At 67.3% G+C, this 21,955-nt stretch carries 19 protein-coding genes; 10 read left to right on the top strand and 9 right to left on the bottom strand.

The features are described from left to right. The first annotated feature begins 72 nt into the window (after positions 1–72). Both EAH73_RS16180 and EAH73_RS16175 read left to right on the top strand, forming a co-directional pair. Complete coding sequence (locus EAH73_RS16180; RefSeq protein ID WP_140468403.1) at positions 73–648, top strand: hypothetical protein; 576 nt, start codon at positions 73–75, stop codon at positions 646–648. A gap of 146 nt (positions 649–794) precedes the next feature. Then, the gene (locus EAH73_RS16175; RefSeq protein ID WP_140468401.1) at positions 795–1,907 is read left to right on the top strand and encodes a DNA topoisomerase IB; all 1,113 of its coding nucleotides are present in this window, start codon (positions 795–797) and stop codon (positions 1,905–1,907) included. Positions 1,908–2,220: 313 nt separating this feature from the next. Here EAH73_RS16175 and EAH73_RS16170 read toward each other — a convergent pair whose 3' ends face one another. Then, positions 2,221–3,810, bottom strand: a complete 1,590-nt coding sequence (locus EAH73_RS16170; RefSeq protein WP_140468399.1) for a hypothetical protein — start codon at positions 3,808–3,810, stop codon at positions 2,221–2,223. A 50-nt stretch (positions 3,811–3,860) separates the two neighbouring features. Next, on the bottom strand, positions 3,861–5,420 hold the full coding sequence (locus EAH73_RS16165) for a hypothetical protein (protein WP_140468397.1): 1,560 nt from the start codon (positions 5,418–5,420) through the stop codon (positions 3,861–3,863). 165 nt (positions 5,421–5,585) lie between these two features. Here EAH73_RS16165 and EAH73_RS16160 point away from each other — a divergent pair, with 165 nt between their 5' ends. Further along, a complete protein-coding gene (locus EAH73_RS16160) occupies positions 5,586–6,803 on the top strand; it encodes a hypothetical protein (RefSeq protein ID WP_140468395.1) in 1,218 nt (405 codons plus the stop codon). Between the two features lie 50 nt (positions 6,804–6,853). Here the strand turns inward: EAH73_RS16160 and EAH73_RS16155 are convergent, their stop codons facing one another. Together EAH73_RS16155 and EAH73_RS16150 are read right to left on the bottom strand one after the other, a co-directional pair. Continuing rightward, positions 6,854–7,576, bottom strand: coding sequence for a spheroidene monooxygenase (locus tag EAH73_RS16155; RefSeq protein ID WP_240047294.1), 723 nt, complete (start codon positions 7,574–7,576; stop codon positions 6,854–6,856). Positions 7,577–7,690: 114 nt separating this feature from the next. After that, on the bottom strand, positions 7,691–8,206 hold the full coding sequence (locus EAH73_RS16150) for a pyridoxamine 5'-phosphate oxidase family protein (protein WP_140468393.1): 516 nt from the start codon (positions 8,204–8,206) through the stop codon (positions 7,691–7,693). A 112-nt stretch (positions 8,207–8,318) separates the two neighbouring features. Between EAH73_RS16150 and EAH73_RS16145 the strand changes: the two genes are divergently transcribed. Then, on the top strand, positions 8,319–8,927 hold the full coding sequence (locus EAH73_RS16145) for an ACP phosphodiesterase (RefSeq protein WP_140468391.1): 609 nt from the start codon (positions 8,319–8,321) through the stop codon (positions 8,925–8,927). Positions 8,928–9,107: 180 nt separating this feature from the next. Here the strand turns inward: EAH73_RS16145 and EAH73_RS16140 are convergent, their stop codons facing one another. Next, the gene (locus EAH73_RS16140) at positions 9,108–9,623 is read right to left on the bottom strand and encodes a peptidylprolyl isomerase (protein ID WP_140468389.1); all 516 of its coding nucleotides are present in this window, start codon (positions 9,621–9,623) and stop codon (positions 9,108–9,110) included. Between the two features lie 440 nt (positions 9,624–10,063). On the opposite strand from EAH73_RS16140, the gene EAH73_RS16135 reads away from it, so the two are divergent. Then, positions 10,064–11,248, top strand: a complete 1,185-nt coding sequence (locus EAH73_RS16135) for an SMP-30/gluconolactonase/LRE family protein (RefSeq protein ID WP_140468387.1) — start codon at positions 10,064–10,066, stop codon at positions 11,246–11,248. A gap of 197 nt (positions 11,249–11,445) precedes the next feature. On the opposite strand, the gene EAH73_RS23740 is transcribed toward EAH73_RS16135, so the two are convergent. Beyond that, the gene (locus EAH73_RS23740) at positions 11,446–11,646 is read right to left on the bottom strand and encodes a hypothetical protein (protein ID WP_240047293.1); all 201 of its coding nucleotides are present in this window, start codon (positions 11,644–11,646) and stop codon (positions 11,446–11,448) included. Between EAH73_RS23740 and EAH73_RS16130 the strand changes: the two genes are divergently transcribed. Then, positions 11,645–12,070 (top strand): fasciclin domain-containing protein, encoded by a 426-nt coding sequence (locus tag EAH73_RS16130; RefSeq protein ID WP_240047292.1) that lies wholly within the window; start codon positions 11,645–11,647, stop codon positions 12,068–12,070. The genes EAH73_RS23740 and EAH73_RS16130 overlap by 2 nt on opposite strands. Before the next feature lie 242 nt (positions 12,071–12,312). On the opposite strand, the gene EAH73_RS16125 is transcribed toward EAH73_RS16130, so the two are convergent. Continuing rightward, the gene (locus EAH73_RS16125; RefSeq protein ID WP_240047291.1) at positions 12,313–14,295 is read right to left on the bottom strand and encodes an AAA domain-containing protein; all 1,983 of its coding nucleotides are present in this window, start codon (positions 14,293–14,295) and stop codon (positions 12,313–12,315) included. A gap of 239 nt (positions 14,296–14,534) precedes the next feature. On the opposite strand from EAH73_RS16125, the gene EAH73_RS16120 reads away from it, so the two are divergent. Beyond that, positions 14,535–15,191, top strand: a complete 657-nt coding sequence (locus EAH73_RS16120; RefSeq protein ID WP_140468384.1) for a hypothetical protein — start codon at positions 14,535–14,537, stop codon at positions 15,189–15,191. Between the two features lie 176 nt (positions 15,192–15,367). Beyond that, on the top strand, positions 15,368–16,522 hold the full coding sequence (locus EAH73_RS16115) for an L-dopachrome tautomerase-related protein (protein ID WP_161599576.1): 1,155 nt from the start codon (positions 15,368–15,370) through the stop codon (positions 16,520–16,522). Between the two features lie 95 nt (positions 16,523–16,617). Here the strand turns inward: EAH73_RS16115 and EAH73_RS16110 are convergent, their stop codons facing one another. After that, a complete protein-coding gene (locus EAH73_RS16110) occupies positions 16,618–16,977 on the bottom strand; it encodes an Imm51 family immunity protein (RefSeq protein WP_140468380.1) in 360 nt (119 codons plus the stop codon). 200 nt (positions 16,978–17,177) lie between these two features. Between EAH73_RS16110 and EAH73_RS16105 the strand changes: the two genes are divergently transcribed. Next, a complete protein-coding gene (locus EAH73_RS16105; protein WP_140468378.1) occupies positions 17,178–17,591 on the top strand; it encodes a hypothetical protein in 414 nt (137 codons plus the stop codon). 13 nt (positions 17,592–17,604) lie between these two features. Here the strand turns inward: EAH73_RS16105 and EAH73_RS16100 are convergent, their stop codons facing one another. Further along, a complete protein-coding gene (locus EAH73_RS16100) occupies positions 17,605–18,153 on the bottom strand; it encodes a hypothetical protein (RefSeq protein ID WP_140468377.1) in 549 nt (182 codons plus the stop codon). Between the two features lie 141 nt (positions 18,154–18,294). Here EAH73_RS16100 and EAH73_RS16095 point away from each other — a divergent pair, with 141 nt between their 5' ends. After that, a complete protein-coding gene (locus EAH73_RS16095; protein WP_140468375.1) occupies positions 18,295–21,939 on the top strand; it encodes an AAA domain-containing protein in 3,645 nt (1,214 codons plus the stop codon). Positions 21,940–21,955 lie beyond the last annotated feature (16 nt).

The raw sequence follows: 21,955 nt of genomic DNA, 5'->3' as shown, positions 1-21,955 counted from the left end.
CCGCTATTTTTTACGATTTCCAACGAGCCGGGGCCCTATCTTCCGGCCGGATTTCTACCCTTTTCCGCCCTTATGCCGTCACGATTACGCCCCGCGGCCGCGCTGGGCCTGCTGCTGTTGGGCGCAGGTTCGGCCCAGGCCCAAACCCTGGCCCTGGGCGAACCTACGCCCCGCCGCCCCGCCCAAACTGCCCCGGCGGCCGCCGCCCTGCCACCCGAGCCGCTGCTCTACGCCGCCGCCCACGATTCGCTGATGTACCGCGTGGCGCAAATCCACGCGCAGGCGGAGGCCCGCGCCGGCTACTTTTCCGCTTCGCAGGGCTCGTTTGGCGGGCTGCACCGGCGGGTGCGGACCTACGCCCGCTCGGCCGGGCCCCTGGTGAAGCGCGAAGTGGTGAAGCACCGGTTCGGCGTTGAGCTGCAAAAGGTAGCGTATTACGACGCCGCTGGCCACCAGGTACTAACTGAGCGCTACGAGGACCGCCAGCTCACCCGGCTGGAGCTGTGGGAATACCCAGCCAGCGGCCGGCCTACGGCCAATTGGCTGCTGGTGCGGGGCGACTACCTGCGGCACCAGTTTCTGTCGGCGCCCACGCACGCCACCGTCCACTACTACCACCGCCTGCGCCCGGTAGGCGAGGGCCTGTAGCCCGGCGGGAAAGGGGAGGAGCGCCCGGCGCCGTTAGCTAAGCGCAGCTTTGCGCTGTGGGGCCCTGATTTGCAGGAAGTAACGCGGTTTTCTCATCCTGGGGCGGGTTTTTGCGTACACCAGGGCCCCATCCTTTTTCCCGCCCCATGCCCGCTGCCGCCGCGCCCACCGCCCGCCCCAAAACCCGTAAGAAGCACCTCGCGCCCACTGCCCACGAGCTTTATAAAGACCCCGCCCAGCAGGCCGCCCAGGCCGGGCTGCACTACGCCACCGACGCGGCCCCCGGCTACACCCGCAAGGCCAGCCGCGGCGGCAAATTCAGCTACCACGACGCCCAGGGCCACAAGGTGACCGACGCGGCGGTGCTCGAGCGCATCGCCGGCTTCGTGATTCCGCCGGCCTGGAAAGATGTGTGGGTGGCCCAGGATGCCCGGGCCCACTTGCAGGTGACGGGCCACGACACGGTGGGCCGCAAGCAGTACCGCTACCACCCCGCCTGGGACGAAATCCGCAGCCTCACCAAGTTCTCGCGCCTGCACGCCTTCGGCGAGAAGCTGCCCGCTTTGCGCCAGCAGCTCAAGCACGACCTGGCCCGCCCGGCCCTGAGCCGCGAGCAGGTGGTGGCCCTGGTGATTTCGCTCATGGACCAATCGTTCATCCGGGTGGGCAACCAAGAGTATGCGAAGAAGAACAAGAGCTACGGCCTCACCACGCTGCACGACGAGCACGTCACCTTCAAGGGCGACGCCGTGCGCTTTGCCTTCGTGGGAAAAAAAGGCGTGGCCCACGACGTGACGCTGCGCGACCGCCGCCTGGCCCGCCTCGTGCGCAAGTGCCAGGAAATCCCCGGCCAGCACCTGTTTCAGTACTACACCGCCGACGGCCACCGCCACGCCCTGGAATCGGGCGACGTGAACGGCTACCTGCACGAGCACACCGGCCTGGCCCTGTCGGCCAAGGACTTCCGCACTTGGGGGGGCACCGTGAAAATGGTGGAGTGCCTCGAAAGCGTACTCACCCAGGAACCCGACCTGGCCCCCGAAAAAGTCATCCGCAAAGCCGTGAAATACGTGGCCAGCGGCCTGGGCAATACGCCCACCGTGTGCTCGAAATACTACATCCACCCGCAGGTGGTTACGCTTTTTAAATCGGGCGAACTCATCGAGTACCTGCGCGACCACGACGCCACCTCCGCCCCCCACGACCCGCTCTCGCCCACCGAGCGCCTGGTGCTGAAAATGCTGGCCGCCAACGCTTAGTCGGCTGCAAGTACATAAGTTGTCTACTTAAAAAACGGTCATGCGGGGCCCAGCAGAGTCTAAGCATCATTGTTTCTTATAAATAGGACTTATGCCTATCTAGGCTTTTTGCTAGCCCCGGCGAGGCGGCCCGTCGGTAATAAATGGCGGTAAGTAAATGATAAAGCCCCAGCGGGGCGACCCGAACAATTGGGTCGCCCCGCTGGGGCCTTGGTTTGGCTTGTCACTTTCTTGCTGCCGATGGGCCGCCCCGCCGGGGCTAGCAAAAAGGCCAGGCGTAAGTTCTAACAAATTCAAACAGCGCCCTGGGGCCCTATTCTTCCGCAGGGCGGGTATAGGCATGGGCGCTGCGGCGGGGCTCGGTGAAGTAGCGCAGCCCCCGGGCGGGCGCGGGCGGACGGGCCCCGGGATTGCCGTAAATGGCCACGCGGGGGCCCTGGGTTGCCCGGGGCCCTATTTCGGATACCTCAAACACGTCGGCCCCTTCGAGGCCTTCGAGGGTAATTACCTTGGTTTCGTGCCGGAAAAACGTGCGGGCCAGCAGCAGCGAATCGGGCCCCAGGGCGGGGGCGTACACGGCCACCGCAGTCGAGTCGGCGTAGCGGCGCACCACGAACCGCTCGGCCTGGGCCGTGCCGCCCACCGTGGGCCGGCGGCTGAGACGGCGGTAGAGCACCGCCGCCACGCGGGGCAAATCGGTGCGCCGCTGCCGCAGGGCCCCGGCCAGGTAGGGGCCCTCCAGGGCGTAGGCCGCGGGCGGCAGCCGGTGCAGCGCCGAGTCGATGGCCGCGTCGGTGAGCTGGCGTTGCATGGCGGCCGCCGCCGCCTGGAATTGCCCGGCGGTGAGGCCGATAAGGCCGTGCTCATCGAGGTAATGGCCCTGTTGCAGCAGGCCTCCAATGTCGTGGTAGGCGGGCCGGAAGGTATTCCACTTGCGCAGGAAAATGCGCCGCGTGAAGAGCCAGGGAAACACGCCGTCGGCGGCGCGGTAGAACACCATGTCGCGGTCTTTGGGCACGGGCTGGTAGCGGAAGCGGCCGGCGGGGGCCCCGGGGGCGGGCACCTGGGCCCAGGTCCACTGCCCGGCGTGGCGGTCCCAGTCGCCGAGCCAGGCGTCGAGCAAGCGGGCGCGCAGCAGCGCGGCGGCGTCGGGCCGGTGGCGCGGGTCGGCAAACAGGTGCTTGTAGAACGCCTCGCTGCTCATCAAGTCGGTGGCGGCCGGCACGACGTCGGTGGGGCGGGCGTCGCCGCTGAATTTTTCCTCCAGCCAGACCAGCTGGCCGCGCAGCTTCACAAGCGAGTCGCCGGCCAGGGCGGGGGCGTCGGGCCGGGCGTAAAACAGGCGTGGCGTGGTGTGGGGTACGCCCGCGGCCCGCGCCAGCGGCGGTACTACCAGCGCCGCGTAGGGGTGGGTGGCCGATACATTATCGCGCAGGTACCAGGCCACCGGCGAGTTTTTCAGCCACCCGGGCAGGGCCCGGCTGGGGTCCTTGTCCACGGTGCGCAGCACGTAGGGGCGACCATCAGCGGCCACCAGGCCCAGGCTGGTGCTGTTGAAGCCCCCGCCGAGCTTGCCCAGCCGTAATGCCCCGCCGGACGCGGCAGTGGCGGCGTCGAACGCCGGCGCGGCCACGGGCGCGGCCCAGGTGCGGCGGTAGTGCTTCCCAAAAAATACCCGGTGCAGGCCTCCTGGCCGGTCGTACTGCCGCCCCGCGGTGTAGCGCGCCGGGGCCCCACCGGCAGTAGTGGCGGGCAGGCGGGCATCGGGCTGGAAGTAATCTTTCTGGGCGCAGCCCGCGGCGGCCAGCAGGCCCAGGGGCCCCCACCACCGGCGCAGGATCTGCCCCGCGGCGCGGTGCAGCGAAGAAATAGCAAAAAGGAGGGGTAAGGCAGGACGCGGCACAGCAACGAAAAAAAACTAAACGCAGGTAACGTCAGATTGTTGATAGAATATTAGCGCGGTGCCGGTGCGGCACCGGCGCTGCTGGCCGCGCTGCTGGCCGCGCGGTAGGCCAGCCGCTGCCGGGGGCCCTCGGCAGCCAGCCGGGCGGGCCCCGGGCCGGGCACGATAATTAACCGCAGCCGGGCCACCCGGCCGGGGGCCGTGCGCACCTCAAACACGTCGGCCCCGCCCCGGCCGTACAGCGTCAGCCGGCGCGTATCGGCGGGCAAGTACGTGCGGGCGAAGCGCGGCGGGGCCCCCGGGGCCCCGGCTGCGTACACGGCCACGGCCACCGAATCGGGGTAGCGGCGCACCACGAAGCGCTCGGCCTCGGCGGTGCCGCCCACGGCCGGGCGGCGGGCCAGGGTGCGGTAATATTCGGCCGCCGCGGCGGGCAGGGCCGCCCGCCGGGCTCGCAGCGCGGCCAGCGTGCGGGGCCCCTCCAGGGCGTACACGGCGGGCGGCAGGCGGCGCAGGGCGCGTTCGAGCAGCGAGTCGGGCAGGGCGGCTTGCAGGGCGGCGGCGGCGCGGGCAAAATCGGCGCGGGTGGCCTGGGCCAACACGTGCCGGTCGAGGGAGCGGCCCTGGCGCACCAGGCCGGGCACGCTGCCGTAGCGGCTCCCAAAGGTCTGAAACTTGGGCACCAGCCGGCTTACGGCCCAGGGCAGGGCCCCGTCGTCGAACCGAAAAAACACCTGGTCGCGGTCCTTGGGCAGGGGCACAAAATCGGTGCGGCCCCCGGGCGCGGGCCGCGCCGCCCAGTTCCACTGCTTCTCGTGGCGGTCCCAGTCGCCGAGCCACACATCAAGCAGGCGGGCGCGCAAAAAGGCCGGCCCATCGGCGGTGGCGGTGGGCGCGGCGGCGCACTGGGCCAGCATTTCCGTGGTGTTGAGTACATCGGCCTTGCCGCCCGCCTTGGCTTCGAGCAGCGCCAGGCGGCCCTGGAAGCGGGCCGAGCTTTCGCCCAGCCCGGCCTCGTCGGGGCGCACGTACACCAGGCGCGGGTTGGTGTGGGCCACGCCCGCGGCCCGGGCCAGGGGCGGCACTACCAGCGCGGCGTAGGGGTTGGCGGCGCTGGTGGCGTCGCGCACGGCGTTCAGCAAAAAGGTGCGGCGCAGCAGCGGCGGCAGCATCTTGCGCGGGTCTTTGTCAAGGGCCCGCAGCGCGTATTCCTGGCCGCCGGGGCCCCGCAGGCTCAGGCTGATGGTTTGGAAGCCGCCGCCGGCCTTGCGCGGCCGCAGCGGCCCGCCGCCGGGGGCCGCGCGGGCGGGGKCGAGCACGGCCACCGCCACCGGAGCGGCCCACACCCGGCGGTAGTGCCGCCCCAGAATGGCCTGGTAAAGGCCCCCGTGCCGGGCGTAGCGGGGGTTGGCCGCCGCGCCGCGCACCGAGTCGGCATCCGCGGGCAGCGGCCGGGCGGCCTGCGCGGGCGGGCGGGCATCGGGCGGGCCATAAGGCTCGCGGGCGCAGCCGGCCAGGGCCCCCGCCGCACCCAGGGCCCCCAGCAGGGCCGGTAAGTAAAAAGCGTAGCGAAGCAGCAAGCGGCCGGGGGCGAGGTCGAGGTGGAGCAAACAGCGCCTCCGGCCGGCCCAAACCCGGCCCCGGGGCCCACTGCTTACGCAAGCGCCCCAAAAAAGGCGGGACGCGCTGGCCGCAACGGCCGCCTTTACAGTATAAGGGCCGGCAGGCCGTTGTTTTGCCACGTTTAATCCAGCCTTTGTGCAATTGTCTCTGCTATGCGTCGCGGGCTAAAAGTTTTGGGCAACGTACTGGGCTGGGCGGCATTGGGTGTGCTGGCGCTATTGGCGGGGCTACTGCTCTCGGCCGCCTGCCGCCGCGGGGTGGGCACGGTGGGGCCCCCGCCCACCCGCTGGGCCCCCGATTCGGCCAGCGTAGTGGTGGCGGCTGGGCCCGAATACGCCGCGGGGCCCCTTTGGCGGGCGCTGTGGGGGGGGCACCACCGGGCGCTGTGGGCCACGCCCGTGACGGCGCCGGTGCTACGGCTGGGGCCCACGGGCCCGGGTGGCCTCCGGCCGCTGCGGGCCGGCGGTAGCTACCAAACCCGCAGCCTGCGCCTGCGCACCGCCGATGGCCGCGAATTCGTGCTGCGCTCCGTGGATAAAGACGCCCGGCCGGCACTGCCCGCCGGCTGGGTGCGCCGCCTGCTGGGGCCCCTCATGCGCGACCAAACCAGCGCCGGCCACCCCTACGGGGCCTATGTAGCCGCCCGGCTGGCCCAGTCCGCGGGCGTGCTCCACACCAACCCGCGCCTGGTGTACCTGCCCGATGACCCCGCCCTGGGGCCCTTCCGCGCCGCCTACGGCCGGGCGCTGTATTTGCTGGAGGAGCGCCCCGCTGGCGACCAGCGCCACGCGCCCACGCTGGGGGCCTCGGCGCGGGTGGTGGGCTCGGCCGAAATGCTGGCCGAGGTGGGCCAGAGACCCGTTTCGCCGGCCACGGCCCGGGCGTTTCTGCGGGCTCGCCTGCTCGATTTGTGGCTCGGCGACTGGAGCCGCCGCCCCGATCAGTGGCGCTGGGCCGCGGAGCCCGCCGCCGGGGCGGGCCCCGAGTTTCGGCCCATCCCGCGCGACCGCGACCAGGCGTTTTTTCAGATGGACGACGGCCTCTACCCGTGGCTCATCGGGCAGTGCCGCGCCCGCTACCAGAGTTTCGGGCCCCGCCTCACGGCCGCTGCCGTGGCCGGCCTCGCCATCACGGCCCGCCCCCTCGACACGCTGCTGCTACGCGGCCTGCCGGCCACCGCCTTTCAGCAGGAAGCCGCGTTGCTGCGCCAGCGCCTCACCGACGCGGCCCTCGACTCGGCCCTGCAAGCTGGCCCGCCCGAAACCTGCGCCGCCATGGCCGCTGCGCTGGGCCCCGCCCTGCGCGCCCGCCGCGCCCAGCTGCCCGCCGTGGCCGGGTGGTTTTATGAAGCGGTGAACAAGGGAAAGTGAGGTTCCAGTTAGGCTCGCCTGAGCTTAAAACTTACAGCCTGAAATAGCTATCAACCCTCCGCGAACAGTCCGGCCAGCGGGTCGCGGCCGTCCACGGTGCCTTCGGCGGCCAGTACCTGGAAGCGGGCGAATAGCTCCTCAGAATACCAGTTTTCCTGGCGGGTGAGGCGCATGGCCTCGCGGTGACGGGCGTCGTGGTAGGCGTACTGCTGCATGGCCGCCGCCGAGCGCCACACACTGAACGTGGCCTGGCGCACCACCGGCAACTCGCCCAGCCCGATGGCCAGCGCCACGCCCGGGGCCCCCGCCACGGCCGCGCTGGTGGGCGCCACGTAGCGCCAGAAGCGGGGCGTTTTCCACCACCGGATGCTGGCGCGGGTGAGCACGGCCACGGGGCCCCCGGCGGCGGCCGGGGCCCCCGCCGCCGCGTCGGCGGGGTAGTCAAACGGGGTGGCGCCGTCCCAGAGGCCGTGCGCTTTAAGGGGCCCCAGGTAGGCGGTCCAGGTTTCGGCGGCGCGGGCGCGGTAGGCCTGCCAGAGCGGGTGCTGGGCGAAGAACGCGGCCGCCGCCGCCGCGTCGTCCCACACGGCCATCAGGCCGTAGCGGCGCAGGTTGGGCAGGGCCCCAAAGCCGCCCGCGCCGCTGCCCAGCAGCTTGGCGAAGCGCAGGCCCGCCACGCGCTTCAACTGCGGCGGAGCGGTGCCCATCTGGGCCAGGGCCCAGCGGGCGTGGCCGGGCTGCAAGGTGATGAGGGAGAGCGTAGTAAGGGGCAAGGCGGAGGGGCGTGAGCCGGTGAAAACCCGGCGCTGAGAAGACACAAAAAAGGGCCGGAATTGCTTCCGACCCTTCCTAAACAAACGGGGCCCCGGGTGTTCCGGAGCCGGCGCTTATTTTACAATTACCTGGGCGTGCTGGTTCACGTCATCGTCCTTGCTGGCCTCGCCGGTTACCACGGCGCGGGCGTAGCCGAAGGCCTGGCTGAGCACGCTGCTGGGCGTGTCCCAGTATTCGCCTTGGGTGATGGTTACCTTCAGGATCATGATGTTCGGGTCGTCTTTGCCCTTCGGGAACCAGGCGCGCATGGGCTCGGTGTACAGTTCGGCGGCCTTTTCGGCGTCGCGGTAGGCATTGGCCGTTCCCGATACCGACACGTAGATGTTGGCCGACGGGTCGGCGTAGCTCAGGTTCACTTTGCTGTCTTTGTTGAGTTCGTACACCTTGGCCGAGTGGGCGTCGGTGAGGAACAGGAGCGAGCCGTCGGCCTCGGGCCGGATGGTGGCCATGGGGCGGCTGTGCAGGTTGTTTTGCTCGTCGAAGGTGGTGAGCATGGCCATGCGCACATCCTTGATTTTATCAAACAGCTTGTTCAGGTCGTTGGTGACGGGCGTTTTCGTATCGGACATGGGAAGGAAAAATTAGGAGGGAAACCGGCCAGTGGGGCCGGGCTTCTCTGTACGGCCCCCGGCCCGCCGGGGTTGGCGCCGGGGCCCCGGGGGCCCTATCTTCCGCCCTCCAATGAACTTCCTGGCCCACCTTTTCCTCGCCGGCCCGCCCCACGCCGCCGCCTACGCCGACCGCCTCGTGGGCCAGTTCGTGGCCGATGCCGTGCCCGGCCGCCGCCTCGAAGCCTACGCCCACGCGCCCGGCGTGCAGGCCGGCATCCGCCAGCACCGCGCCATCGACGCCTTCACCGACCAGCACCCGGTGGTGCGGCGCGCCACGGCCCGCCTGCGCCTGGCCGGCCACGGCAAGTACGCAGGCGTGGTAAGCGACGTGTTTTTCGACCACTTTCTGGCCCGCAACTTCGCCGATTTCTCAACCGAGCCGCTGCCCGATTTCACCCGCCGCGTGTACGCCCAGCTGGGGGCCCGGCAGGCCGAGTTTCCGGCCCGGGTGCAGCAGTTTTTCCCGCACCTGGTGCAGCACGACTGGCTGGGCCACTACGCCGAAGTGGCGGGCGTGGCCCGGGCCCTAACCGGCCTCAGCCGCCGCGCCTCGCCCGGCTCGGGCCTGGAGCGGGGCGGGGCCACGCTGCTGGCTGACTACGATGAGTACCAGGCCGATTTCCAAGAGTTTTTCCCGGCGCTGCAAGCCTATGCCGCGGCCGGCTACCCGGGGCCTTAGGTCTGTACCGCCAAGCTGTGCTTGGCCTTGCCTATGCTGCCCCAGGGCCCCGGGGGCAAGGCCAAGCACAGCTTGGCGGTACAGACCTAAGGCCCTAAACCGCCCAAAAAAACGAGCGGCCCGCCATTGGCGAGCCGCTCGTTTGCGCATTCATTGGGGGCCCTGGGGGCTCCAAGGGGCTTAGTGCTGGTGGCCGCCTTCGCCGTGCACGTGGCCGTGGGCCAGCTCCTCGGCGGTGGCGGGGCGCACGTCGGCTACTTTGCCGTCGAAGTGCATCACCATGCCGGCCAGGGGGTGGTTGAAGTCCATCTGCACGGCATTTTCGCCGATGCTTACCACCTTGGCTTGCATGTGGTTGCCTTCGTTGTCGGCCATGGGCAGGAAGTTGCCCTCTTGCAGCATTTCGTCGTCGAGCTTGCCGTCCACGAGGAACACGTCCTTCGGGATTTCGACCAGCGCCTGCTCGTCGTACTCGCCGTAGGCCTGCTCGGGGGTGAGGCTGAACTGGAACGTGTCGCCGGCATTCTTGCCGTCGAGCTGGCGCTCAAACTCTTCGGGCAGGCCGCTCTGGCCGTAAATGAAGACCATGGGCGCGTCGGCCTCGGCCGATTCGACGAGGACTTTTTCCTGGTTTTCGTCGGTCACGCTCAGGTCGTAGGTGATGGTGACGACTTGGTTGGGGGAGATGGCAGCCATTGGGAAGGGGGTAGGAAGAGAATAAAAGCCGTCCGCCGGACGGCGCTGCAAAGAAAGGCAAGCCCGCCCGGTCGCGCCGCGCCGGGGCCCCGGCTTAGGATAAAAAACGTACCGGCCGCAAGCCACGCGCCCGGATTAGCCCAGCGGCGTTGCCACCAGCTTCAGCGTAGGCAGCGCAAACTACAAAATCCCCGCTACCGTCCACGAACCCCGAAACTGCGCCAGCGCCGCTTTTAGGTTTGCGCTGAGCCTCACGCCACCGGCGCGCGCTAGCGAGGAGCCTGCGGGAGGGGCAGTTTTGGGCCAGTGTTCTCCAGCCTCAACGCTAGGGCCACGCCGGGCCGCTGGGCGGCGACGGGCCAGCAACCCAGCCCCAAAACCGTGCGTACCCGCTTCCAATTAACCGCTGGGGCCCCGCCCAACACTTTCCATTCCTTTTGATGTCCCACTCAACCCGTAACTCGCTGGCAGCCCTGCTGCTGGGCGGCGCACTGCTGCCCGCCTGCCAGTCCAACCCGCCCCAAACCCAGGACCAGGCCGTGAACAAGGAAGCCGTGGTGCAAACCGACTCGGCAGCCTCGAAAACGGCTTCGGCCGACACGATGGGCGTGCCCGCCGGCTCGGTTACCACCATTGGCAACCCGCAGCTACTGCTTACGCTGCCCGATTCGCACAACACGCCCGACGGCCTCGCTTTGGGCCCCGGCGGCCGCCTGTTGCTTTCCATTCCCAACCTGGCCGACAATAGCAAGCCCGCATCCATTGTTGAGATTGTGGGCAATACCTACAAGCCCTTCGCCGCCAAGCTGCCCGTGGAGCCCACCACCCAAAAAGCCGCGCCGATGGACCTGGCTTTTGGCCCCGACGGCAACGTGTACTACGCCGAAAACCAGTACGAAAACAGCAAGAAATACGTGTCGCGCCTCATGCGCATCAACCTGAAAAACGGCCAGCCCGGCACCATCGAAACTGTGGTGGACAGCTTTGCGCTGGCCAACGGCGTGGTGTGGAAGGGCAATAACTTGTATGTGACGGACAGCCAGTGGGATATGCCCGGTAATACCAAGGGCAGCGCCATCATGCGCTTCACCCTCAGCGAGCTGAAGAAGCCCGGGGGGCCCCTGCACCTCAAGCCCAAAACCAAGGACCCGCACGTGCTGGCCATGTTCACGACTACTGTAAACGAGACCGGCGTGGACAACGGCGCCGACGGCCTCGACTACGACAGCCAGGGCAACCTCTACACCGGCTCGTTCGGCGACGGCAGCTTCTACAAAGTGAGCCTCAAGCCCGACGGCACCTTCGCCAAGCAGGAAGCCGTGGCCCTGACCGGCGACAAGATTACCTGCATCGACGGCCTCATAATTGACCGTGCCACCGACAAAGCCTACGTGACCGGGGCCCGGCAAAACGCCATTTTCGTCATCAACCTAAAGAATAACAGTGTAAGCACGCTGGCCCAAAACCCCGATACCGACGGTGCCGGCGGCAAACTCGACCAGCCCGCCGAGGTGCTGCTCAAAGGCAAGCGCCTGTACATCTCCAACTACGACAATCCCAACAAGCACTTCGTGAACACGAAATCGGACGCCCCGCACACGGAATCGGTGATTGACCTGCCGTAGGTAGGCCGCTGATTCGGCAGCATTAAGAGGCGCAATGATTGATTGCCTACCAACTTGCTTCTTCCGATTTAGCTTCCGCTGGTCAGTGTGATTTAGCAAGTGGCTGGTTTACATACGGGCTGCACCAAGAATAAATTTCTAAACAATACGTGCCGTGCTCCGTTTTATGAATCTGATAATTAAAAACTTCACTTTTTCTACATAAAGATGATTTCGGCAAACTCCTCACTTCGCACCTTGGCCACCGTATTTGTCGCCTCAGCATTGGCATTTGGCGGCGCAGGTTGCTCCAGCACCACTGCCACTACCGACGCAGCAGCGACGGATTCCACGGCGACGACTACCGCCCCGGCAACAACTACCGACCCGGCCACGAGTGGTGACAACAAGATGGGCATGGACGACACAAGCGGGAAAAACCTGGCCGAAAATGCCACCGCTGTGCCGCAAATGAGCACCCTCACCGCCGCCTTGAAAGCCTCCGGCCTTGCCGATAAGGCTACCAGCGGTGGCCCTTACACGGTATTCGCCCCCACCAACGAAGCTTTCGACGCTTTGCCCGCCGGCACGTTGGACAACCTGCTGAAGCCCGAGAACAAAGCAAAGCTGGCCAGCATTCTGACGTACCACGTCGTGCCGGGCAACGTGATGGCCGCCGATTTGAAGGATGGCCAGGAGTTGACCACTGTTGATGGTAAAAAACTGAAGGTTAGCGTTGTGGGTACCACCGTGACTGTAAACGGTGCTACCGTCGTCAAAGCTGATGTGAAATCGAGCAATGGCGTGACGCACGTAATCAACAAGGTGTTGATGCCCCAGTAGATTCTTCCGGTTTTGCTGAGCCGATAACCTCTGTTGTCAGCTGTTCTAAGTATTTTAAAAAGTAGACTGCAAGCACTTACAACAGCTTCCTGTTCCGGACAGCAACACAAAAGCGCCCCCACGTGATAATTCACGTGGGGGCGCTTTTGGTTTACTCAGTTGTGATAATGGCTGCCGCCGGTGGGTGAGTGAATGGCGAGTCGGCAAAGATTATCGGGTTGAATCGCCGGCATAGCAACTATTTACGCCAGCTCCCAAGCCGTGCGGTAGCCGCCGATGCTTTCGATGTAGGCCAGCAGGCGCTTAAAGAACGGGTTGGCGCTGAGCGTGCTGGAGTCGCCCACAAGCAGCAGCTTGCGGCGGGCGCGGGTCATGCCCACGTTCATGCGGCGCACGTCGCTGAGGAAGCCGATTTCGCCGTGGTTGTTGCTGCGCGTGAGGCTGATGGCGATGATGTCGCGCTCCTGGCCCTGGAACGAATCGACGGTGCCGATGCTCAGCATCCGGTGGGCCATCAGGCCGTTCAGCTCGTCGTTTTCCTCCACCGCATCCTTCAAGTAGTTGATTTGGGCGCGGTAGGGGGCAATGACGCCGATGCTGAGCAGGTCGTCCTCGTGGTCGGCGGGGTCGTAGGGCTCCAGCAGCTGGGCCAGGCGCTTGAGGAGCAGGTCGGCCTCCTCGGGGTTGGCCGTGGAGCGGCTCTCGGGGATGGTGATTTCGGTGAAGCCGAAGCCCGCCGTGTCGAGGAATTCCACCGGCAGGTCGGGGGCGAAGCGCAGGTCGTAGGCCTCCAGGCCGGCGTGGGCCACGGTGGCGTAGGCCGTCAGGCGGCCGTCGTAAAACTCGTCGGAGCTGAACTGCATGATCTGCTCGTGCATGCGGTATTGCACCGTCAGCATCCGGGCCGCCGCGGGCTGGCGCTTAATGGCTTTCTCGAACAGCGTTTCGCGCAGGGCCCCCGCCTTTTCGCTCTTCACGGTGGGCGGCAGCTGGTGGTGGTCGCCGGCCAGCACCACGCGCTGGGCCTTGCTGATGGGAATCCAGCAGCCCGGCTCCAGGGCCTGGGCGGCCTCGTCGATGAACACCGTTTCGTAGGTGAGGTGCCGAATGTTGCGGTTGGAAGCGCCGACCAGCGTGCACGTTATCACCTGCACCTGCTCCAAGAGGTCTTCGGTGATGTAGCGCTCCAGGTCGTCGGCCTGCTGGTGCAGCATTTTGGCTTCTTCCTTCAGCATGCGGCGCTGCTGCATCTCCTCGTAGCCGTAGTTGCGCACGTGCTTGCTGGCCGTTTCGCGGTACTGCTCGGCGGTTTGGCGCATGCTGCGCAGCTCGTTGTAGCTCTTGTGGGCCATCACCTGGGCGTCGAGCGTGTGCTCCAAGAGTAGGTCCGACACGCGCGAAGGGTTGCCCATGCGGATGACGTTGACGCCGCGCTCGGCCAGCTTTTCGGTCAGCAAGTCCACGGCCGTGTTGCTGGGCGCGCACACCAGCACGCGCCGCTCGCGCCGGATGGTTTCCAGGATGGCCTGCACCAGCGTGGTGGTTTTGCCCGTGCCGGGGGGGCCGTGCACGATGGCCACGTCGTGGGCCGCCAGCACGTGGCGCACGGCGGCCTGCTGCGAGTCGTTGAGTGGGCTGGGGTAGAAAATATCGTCGGGCTTTTCGGCGCGGAAGCGGGCGGGCTTGGCGCCCAGCAGGATGTCGCGCAGCTCGGCCAGGCGGTCGCCGTAGGCCCCCATCACCTTGCCCAGGGCAAAGTCCATCTCGCGGTAGCTCACCTCGTCAAAGGTGAGGTCGATGCCCAGCTTGTGTCCCTCGGTCACCCAGTCGGGCAGGTCTTCCTTGGTGGTGGCCAGCAGCAGCTTGTTGCGCCGCACGCTGGTAATCACGCCGCTCAGGGTGGGGCGGTCGGTGGCAGCGCGCCCGGGCACGTTGCCGAAGAGCGAGGCGTTTTTGCCCACCTGAAACAGGTGCAGGCCCTGCTGGCCGGCGGGGCGCTCAAGCTCCAGCACCACCTTGCCGCCGAAGCCCACGTCTTCCTTGGTGATGGTGACCGGGTACCAAGTGAGGCCGCGCTGCTGGCGCTCCTGAATGCTGGCCTTGGCGTTTTTGAGTTTGAACTGCACCAGGTCTTCCTGCTGCTCCAGCTTCATCAGGGCCTGCACCTGGCGAAGCTCTTTCTCGATGGCGTAGGGGTCGGTGGGGGGGAGGGTAGTTTCGGTCAAAAGAAAGCGGATTGATTTCGTTGGGTGGTAACAACGAAAAGGGGAAATGAGTGGCTAAATGGGACCAGCAAAATACAGGGCCCCCAGCCAAACAGAGAAAGTTGCGGCACAGCTGGCGCTTAATAAAGGATTATTTGCATATATTCAGGATCCATTGAATTGTATCATAAAATACGCGCTAGTTTTACGCTCAAGCTGTCATATCCTTTCTTTTATTCAATTTCAATAACTTCTACTTTATGCGCATTCGTACCCTGGGCCTAACGGCTGTTTTCTTCCTGGCGTTGCTGTGCTCGTCGTGCGGCCCCAGCATCTACCTCGCGCAAGACTTCCGGTCTTACGCACCGAACCACAAAACTGTGGCCATCCTGCCGGCCAGCGTCAGCATTGGCATGCGGCCCAACCAGGCCCGCAACACCAGCGGGGAACAAATGCTCCGCATGCAGCAGCAAAGCGCCCTGGACTTCCAGTACCGTATTTATTCCTGGCTGCTACGTCGCCAGCAACAGCAGCACTACACGGTGACTTTCCAAGACGTGGCCCTAACCAATTCCATGTTGCGCCAAGCCAACCTCACGGACGTGGACATGCGCACCCTCTCACCGAAGGACCTGGCGAATGCACTGGGCGTGGACGCTGTGCTCACGACCAGCGTGCGGACTTCTAAGCCGATGAGTGATGGCGCGGCCGTGGCGCTGGGCGTGCTGGTAGGGGCCTGGGGCAACACTAACCAAGCCAACATCACAGTGGACATTCACGAAGGCGGGGCTGGCGCGCTGCTCTGGAAATACGATTTCGTAGCCGCTGGCTCTGTGGGCAGCTCGCCCGAAACCATCGTGAACGCCTTGATGCGCAACGCCTCCCGCAAGTTTCCTTACACCCCGCCCAAATCCTAGTTGCTGAGCCAATCGGGCAGCCCGACGGGTCGCTTCCTACGCGGGGCGGCCCGTTTTTATGGGCCCATGCGTCCAGGTTATCGGTAAATAGGGACGGCTAAATAAGAATTAGGACGAGCCGGGCAACCTGGGGCCCAACCGGCCGTGTAAGGAATGTCCCATCCAATACATTTCCCGTGCGCCCCTCCTCGTCCCTTCTTTTCGCCGCCGCGCTGCTCTCGCTGGCCGCGTGCAACACCGATTCCAAGCCCGACAAGCCGGAGAAGGTGGCCGTGGCCGCGCCGCCCGCTGTGCCCACTTCCGAGAGCGCCAAAAGCCTGGTGGCGGTGGCCTCGTCGGACACGATTTGGAACGGCGTGGCGGTATCGGACGACAACCGGAAATTTGTAGTATTCCCGCACAACGAGGGCAATCGGGGCACGCGCATCGGCGAGCTGCAGGCCGACGGCACGGTGCAGGCCTTCCCCAACCGGGCCTGGAACAGCTGGGGCCCCAAGGACCCCGCGGCGGCCAGCAAGTTCGTGCGGGCCAACTCGTTGCGCTTCGGGCCCGACGGCTACCTGTGGGTGGTGGACACGGGCACGCCCAAATCGGACGCCAAGCCCGTGCCGCACGGCCCCAAGCTGCTGGCCTTCGACATCCGAAATAACCAGCTGGTCAAGTCCATCCCGCTCGACCAGTACGCCAAGGACAAAAGCTTCGTGGACGACCTGCGCTTTCACGGGGATATGATTTACGTGACCGATGCCGGGGCCCCGGGCCTGATCGTGCTCAACCAGAAAACCGGCCAGGGCCGCCGCCTGCTCGACGACGATACCACCACCACCGCCCGCCGCCCAATGCGGGCCGAGGGCAAAAGAATGATGAAGCCCAACGGCGACGACGTGGCCCTGCACGCCGATCAGATGGAAGTATCGCCCGACGGCAAGTATTACTATTTCCAGTCGGCCGCGGGCCCCATGTACCGCGTCGAGACCCAGTACCTGGACGACCCGAACATTACATCCGACGCCCTGGCGAAGAAGGTGACGTACTTCTTTAACTCGCCCACCACCGGTGGCACCGCCATCGATGCTGCCGGCAACCTGTACGTGACGGATGCCAACGAAAAGCGCATCCTGAAAGTGACGCCTACTGGCCAAAGCAGCGTGCTTGTGCAGGACCCGCGCCTGATTTGGGCCGATGCCCTGTGGATTGACCACACCGGCAACCTCTGGATTCCGGCCGCGCAAATCAACCGCACCGCCGGCCAGCAAAAAGGTGTGCAAACGGTGGCCTTCCCCGTGCAACTCTTCAAAATGCCCATCGGGGCCCAGCCCTTCCGCGATTAATTAATTGGGGTACCTGAATTAGTAAATCCGGATTTAAAAAGGCGGTCAGTCTGACCGTTCTATTAACTCAACTCGCTGCTAGGGCCCCCGGGGCCCTACTGGAAAAAGTCCTCCGGGTCGGTTTGCTGGAAGTATTTTTCCAGCTTGACTAGGTCGCCGAAGTAGGGTTGGACGCAGGCCAGGAAGGCGCGCACCGTGGCCGGGCTGTCGGCGTAGGCTAGGAAGGTGTCGCCGGTTTCGTCGAACTCCAGGTGGTCGAGCAGCTCGGGCTGGAATTCTTCGACGATGGTTTCGAGGTGTTCGCGCCAAGAGGCACCGTTGCCCACGAAGCCGAAGTCCTCGAACAAGTCGTGGTAGTCCTCCAGCTTGCCGGCGTGGGCCACGATGGCGAACTGGCGGGCGGGGTTGGTGGTCGTTTTGGCGGCGGCCACTTCGAAAGGAAACGTGCTGGTCATCAGAAGGAAAGGGGGATATGGGTGGCCCCTGCGGGTGGGTGCTACGTCTGGGGCCTCGGGCGGGGCTCCCGGGGCCCCAGGGCAGCATTGGCCGGCCGAAGGTAGCGGCCGGGGCCCCAGGCCCCCAGCGCCGGCCAGGGAGAAGGGCCGGCGGTGTAGCTTTAGGCCCTGCGGCCGGCCCTTGCCCCGGCCTTTGCCCCATGCTCCCAGACCCGTTTTCAACCCCCTGCCTGCACGTGGTGTACCGCCCCGACCTTGGCCAGCTCACCGGCCGCTGGTTGCGCTCCGTGACGGAGGCCGAGCTGCACGCCGGCTACACGGCCCTGCGCCAGGCTGCGTTGCACCACGGCTGTGGCTGCTGGCTCATCGACTCGCGCCGCCGCACCAACCGCAGCCTCAACGGCCCCGAGTGGGTAACGACCGATTTCCTGCCCGCGGTGCAGCAGGCGCTGGGGGCCCCGCTGCACGTGTGCTTTTTGGTGCTGCCCGACTACCTCCGCAGCCTGCCCGACGCCCTGCCGGGTGCTGCGGCCGGCGGCCCCGTGCAGTTTGCCCGCTTCGTGGACGAGGGCGCGGCCAACGCCTGGCTGGCCGCCCGGGCCCCGGCCGGCTAGCGCGGGGCCCCGCTTACCGGCCCCGCCGGCGCCCCCAGGCAAACAGGCCCACGCAGGCCAGGCCCAGCCCCAGGATGGTCCAGTCGCGCCGCTGGCGGGCCTGCTGGGCCGCGTCGAGGTCGTCTTCGAGGGTGAGCTGGCGGGCCCGGGCGCGCCGCTCGCGCTCCTGCACATTTAGCTGCTGGTTTTGGATTTCGGCCAGGCGGTCGGCTGTCACGTTGCGGTCGTCGCGGCTGGTGCTTTGCAGCGTGGCGGCCGTATTCTGGGCCGCCTGGGCCGTTTGGTTGAGCACGGCCACAATCTGCTCGTCCTTGTTCACAATGCCTTGCAGGGCGTCCACCACGGCCTGCAAGTCCTTCTTGGAGGGCTTATCGCTGAGGCCAAACAGGCTGTTGCGCTGCGCCCGGGCGGCGGCGTAGCGGCGCGTGAGCACCTGGCGCTCGGCCAGCAGGCGGGGCAGGGGCGAGGCGGGCGCCACCGGGGGCGCCTGGGTAGCTTGGGCGGTGGCCCACAGGGGCCCCAGCAATAGCAATAGGGAAAGCAAACGAGCGGGAGCAGTCATTGGGCGAAGTAGCGGCGGGCAACCTTGGGGCCCGGCAGCTGGGTAATTGGAACGAGTACGCGCAACAATACGCACGGGCGGCTTTTCTGGCCATCCGAACGCCCCGGGGCCCTACCTTTAGGTATCTATCCGCCGCCCGTTTTGCCCGAATCTTACTACGCCCGCCTCACCGCGCTGGCCACGGCCCCCGCCGCCACGCCCGCCGACCAACTGCCCAAGCTGCGCCAACTCCTCGAACAGGTGCTGCGCGACGAGTGCCGCCGCCGCGAGGCCCCCTTCGCCGACCTTAGCCAGGCCATCGGCCTCGTGGCCTACGACCACCGCCTGCCGCCGCTGCTGCGCCGCCAGCTCCAAAACCTGCGCCTCACCGCCAACCTCGTGCTGCACGAAAGCTACCCCGGCACCCCCGCCGAGGCCGCGGCCGGCTTTGGGGCCGTGGCCCGCTTGGTGGAGCACCTTACCGGGGCCCCGTACGAGGGCCCCGTGCCGGCTGGCGGCTTGCAAGCTGCTGACGAGCAAGGCGAAGCCCGCACCGAATCTCCCGGGGCGCAGCCCCTGGCCGCCGCGCCCGCCTGGCGGGTGCAGGTGCTGCACGCCGACCTGGCCACCGGCCAGCTCACCGCCGAAATGAGCGCGCCCGCCGACGGCTGCCCCGCGGGGCCCTTCGGCGTGGACCTGCCCGCGGCCTACGAGAACCTGCTGCCGCTGGCCGGCGCCCTGCACCCCGTGCTGCACCTGGTGGGCCCCGTGGCGCAGCCCGACGGCCGCATCCGTCCGCGCCGGGTGGTGCTTGAGCCCGACTACCTGGTGAACGTGACCACCATTGCAGAGTGCGCCCAGGCCAGCGGCACCATCCCCGAATGGGCCCTGCTGAACGCCTTTTTGCCCGACGAAACCTCGCGCCCGCTGGTGGTCGGCAACCTGGTGAACATGCTGCTGGACGAGGAAGTGAGCCACGCCGCCCGGCAGGACGAATGGGCCGCTGGGGCCCCAGCGGCCGTTGCCGGTAATCAAGCAGAAAACGTCGTTTTGGCCCCCGCGAACAGCCAACAGCCGTCAACGGACCCGCAATTAATACTTGATGCCCAACCGCTGCCAGCAGAATTTGACCTGGAAGGCTTCTTCAAGCGGCGGCTGTTTCGCTCGAACCCGCTGACCATTAGCGCGCTGCCTGATTTCCAGACGCGCACCGGCGTGCCCGAGCTGCTCGGCGACCTGCGCCGGCACTACCAGACGCTGCGGGCCAGCCGGGCCCAGGGCTTCATTGCGGGCAGCCGCACCGGCTACCAGCAGCAGCCGCTGCGCGTGGCCGATTGCTTCTTGGAACCGTCCTTTCTATCGGCCACCTACGGCCTGCAGGGGCGGCTCGACTTACTGCATGAAAGCCCCACCGGCTACGACATCATCGAACTGAAAAGCTCGACCAAAGTGCCCCACGGCGAGCCCTGGAGCAACCACGCCGCCCAGGCCCAGCTCTACCGGCTGCTGCTCGAATCGGTGTTCGGGGCCGACGGGGCCACCGCCGGCCGGGGCCGCACCAGCATCTTATACTCCAACGCTGCCCCCGACCAGGCCCCCGTGCGCCGCGTGGACCAGGACGCCGAGCTGGTGGACCGGCTGCTGTCGGCGCGCAACCAGCTCGTGGGCACCGAGTTGCTGCTAGCCCGCGCCACGGGCCCTGGGGCCGTGGCCCAGCTGCTGGCCCCCGTGCTGCACCCCAACCTGGCCGCCCTGCCGCCCTTCGGCAAGGCCAAGGCCGAGAAAATGGCCCACGCCTGGGCCGCCGCCGACCCCGTGGAGCGCGCTTACTGCCTGGAAATGACCCGCTTCGTGGCCCGCGAAATGCGCCTGACCCTGCTCGGCGACGACGCCCGCCCCGGCGACGCCGGCGGCCAGGCCGGCCTCTGGCGGCTGCCCGCCGCCCGCAAGCACCAGAACTTCAGCCTGCTCGATGGCCTGGAGTTGAGCGAGGACCACAGCAACGCCCCTGACACCGCCCGCGACGGCCTGGGGCCCCACCTCATCTTTCGGCGCCCGGCCGGGGGCCGCGAAGTCAACTTCCGCGCCGGCGACACGCTCATCCTCTACCCGCGCCGCAAGGCCGCGCACGCTGATCCGCTGGCTGATGCTTCGCCTGCCGGTGAAAACCTCAATGGCTCGCAGCCGCTGGCCAACAACCAGGCGCTGAGCGTGCTGGACGCGCAGGTGGTGAAGGTGGTGCTGGCCGAAGACCTCACCGCCGACGGCCCGGTGGTGCTGAGCGTGCGCAACCGCCGGCTGGCCCCGCGCTACCTGGCCGGCCACTCGCACTGGGCCCTGGAGCCCGACACTTACGACACGTTTCGGCGGGAATGGGCGGGGCTCTCGTCCTTCCTGCACCTGGCCCCGGAGCGCCGCCAGCGCCTGCTGGCCCGCTTGGGCCCCCGCCGCCCCGACGGCTGGGACGCTGCCGCGCCGCCCGCCACCGCCGCCCCCGAGGTGGTGGCCCGCGCCCTGGCCGCGCCCGACTGGTTTGTGCTCTGCGGGCCGCCCGGCACGGGCAAGACGCGCGCCGTGCTCAAGGAGCTGGCCGTGCAGCTGTACCAGGACGACAAGCAGGCCCTGCTGGCCGCCTACACCAACCGCGCCGTGGACGAGATTTGCGAGCAGCTGGTGGCGGCCGGGCTGCCGTTCATCCGGGTCGGGTCGCGGCTAGGTACGGCCCCGGCATACCGGCCGTATTTGCTGGATAACATGATCCGGGACTGCCCGAGCCGGCAGACGGTGCGGGCGCGGCTCACGGGCTGCCCGTTCTACGTGGGCACGGTGGCCAGCTTGCTGGGCAAGCCGGAGCTGTTCTTGCTCAAGCAGTTCGACCTGGCCGTGGTGGACGAGGCCAGCCAAGTGCTGGAGGGCCCCATGCTGGCGCTGCTGGCTAAGGTGCCCAAGTTCGTGCTCATCGGCGACCACCGCCAGTTGCCCGCCGTGGTGGCCCAGGGCCCCGACACCAGCGCCATTGCCCCGGAAGTGGCCGGCTTGCTTCGCGACGAGCTGGGCCTCACTAACCTGCGCAACTCGTACTTCGAGCGCCTGTTTCGACGCGCCGAGGCCCATTGGCCCCACGCCCACGGCACCCTGGCCAACCAGTACCGCATGCACGCCGACCTGGCCGCACTGGTGAACGACGACTTCTACGAGGGCCAGCTGCGCTGCCCGCTGCCCTGGCAGCACGCGCCGCTCAGCCGCCCTAGCTGGCCCGCGCCGGCCGATGCGTTCCTGGCGCGGGTGCGCAATGAGCGGCTGGTGTTCGTGCCCACGCGCCGCCAGCCCGAGGACTTGTCGATGAAGGAATCGGCGCAGGAAGCCGAGCTGGCTGCCCGCGCCGCCGCCGCCGTGGCCCGCGGCTACGGGGCCGATTTCAGCGCCGAAACCACGCTGGGCATCATCGCCAGCTACCGCAATCAGGCGGCCCGCATCCGCGCCCGCCTGGCCCAATTAGCCGTTGAGCTGGACCTGCCCAACTTGCTGCACGTCAGCGTCGATACCGTGGAGCGCTACCAGGGATCGCAGCGCGACGTTATCATCGTGAGCTTCTGCTGCCACCACGAGCACCAGCTGGAACTGATGGCCTCGCCCGACGAAACCGGCCAAGTAGACCGCAAGCTGAACGTGGCCGTGACGCGCGCCCGGCAGCAGCTCATCCTACTCGGTAACGAAGAGGTGCTACGCCGGGCCCCCCACCACGCCGCCCTGCTGGCGCGTATGGAAGCCGCCGCCACGGTGGGGCCCCAGGCTGCCACGTCCTAGTGTGGTTATGCGGTCG

The sequence above is a fragment of the Hymenobacter nivis genome (assembly GCF_006439025.1).
In the GTDB taxonomy this organism is placed as follows: domain Bacteria; phylum Bacteroidota; class Bacteroidia; order Cytophagales; family Hymenobacteraceae; genus Hymenobacter; species Hymenobacter nivis_A.
Note: the sequence above shows the minus strand (reverse complement) of the source record. Positions and strands in the feature narration are given on the sequence as shown.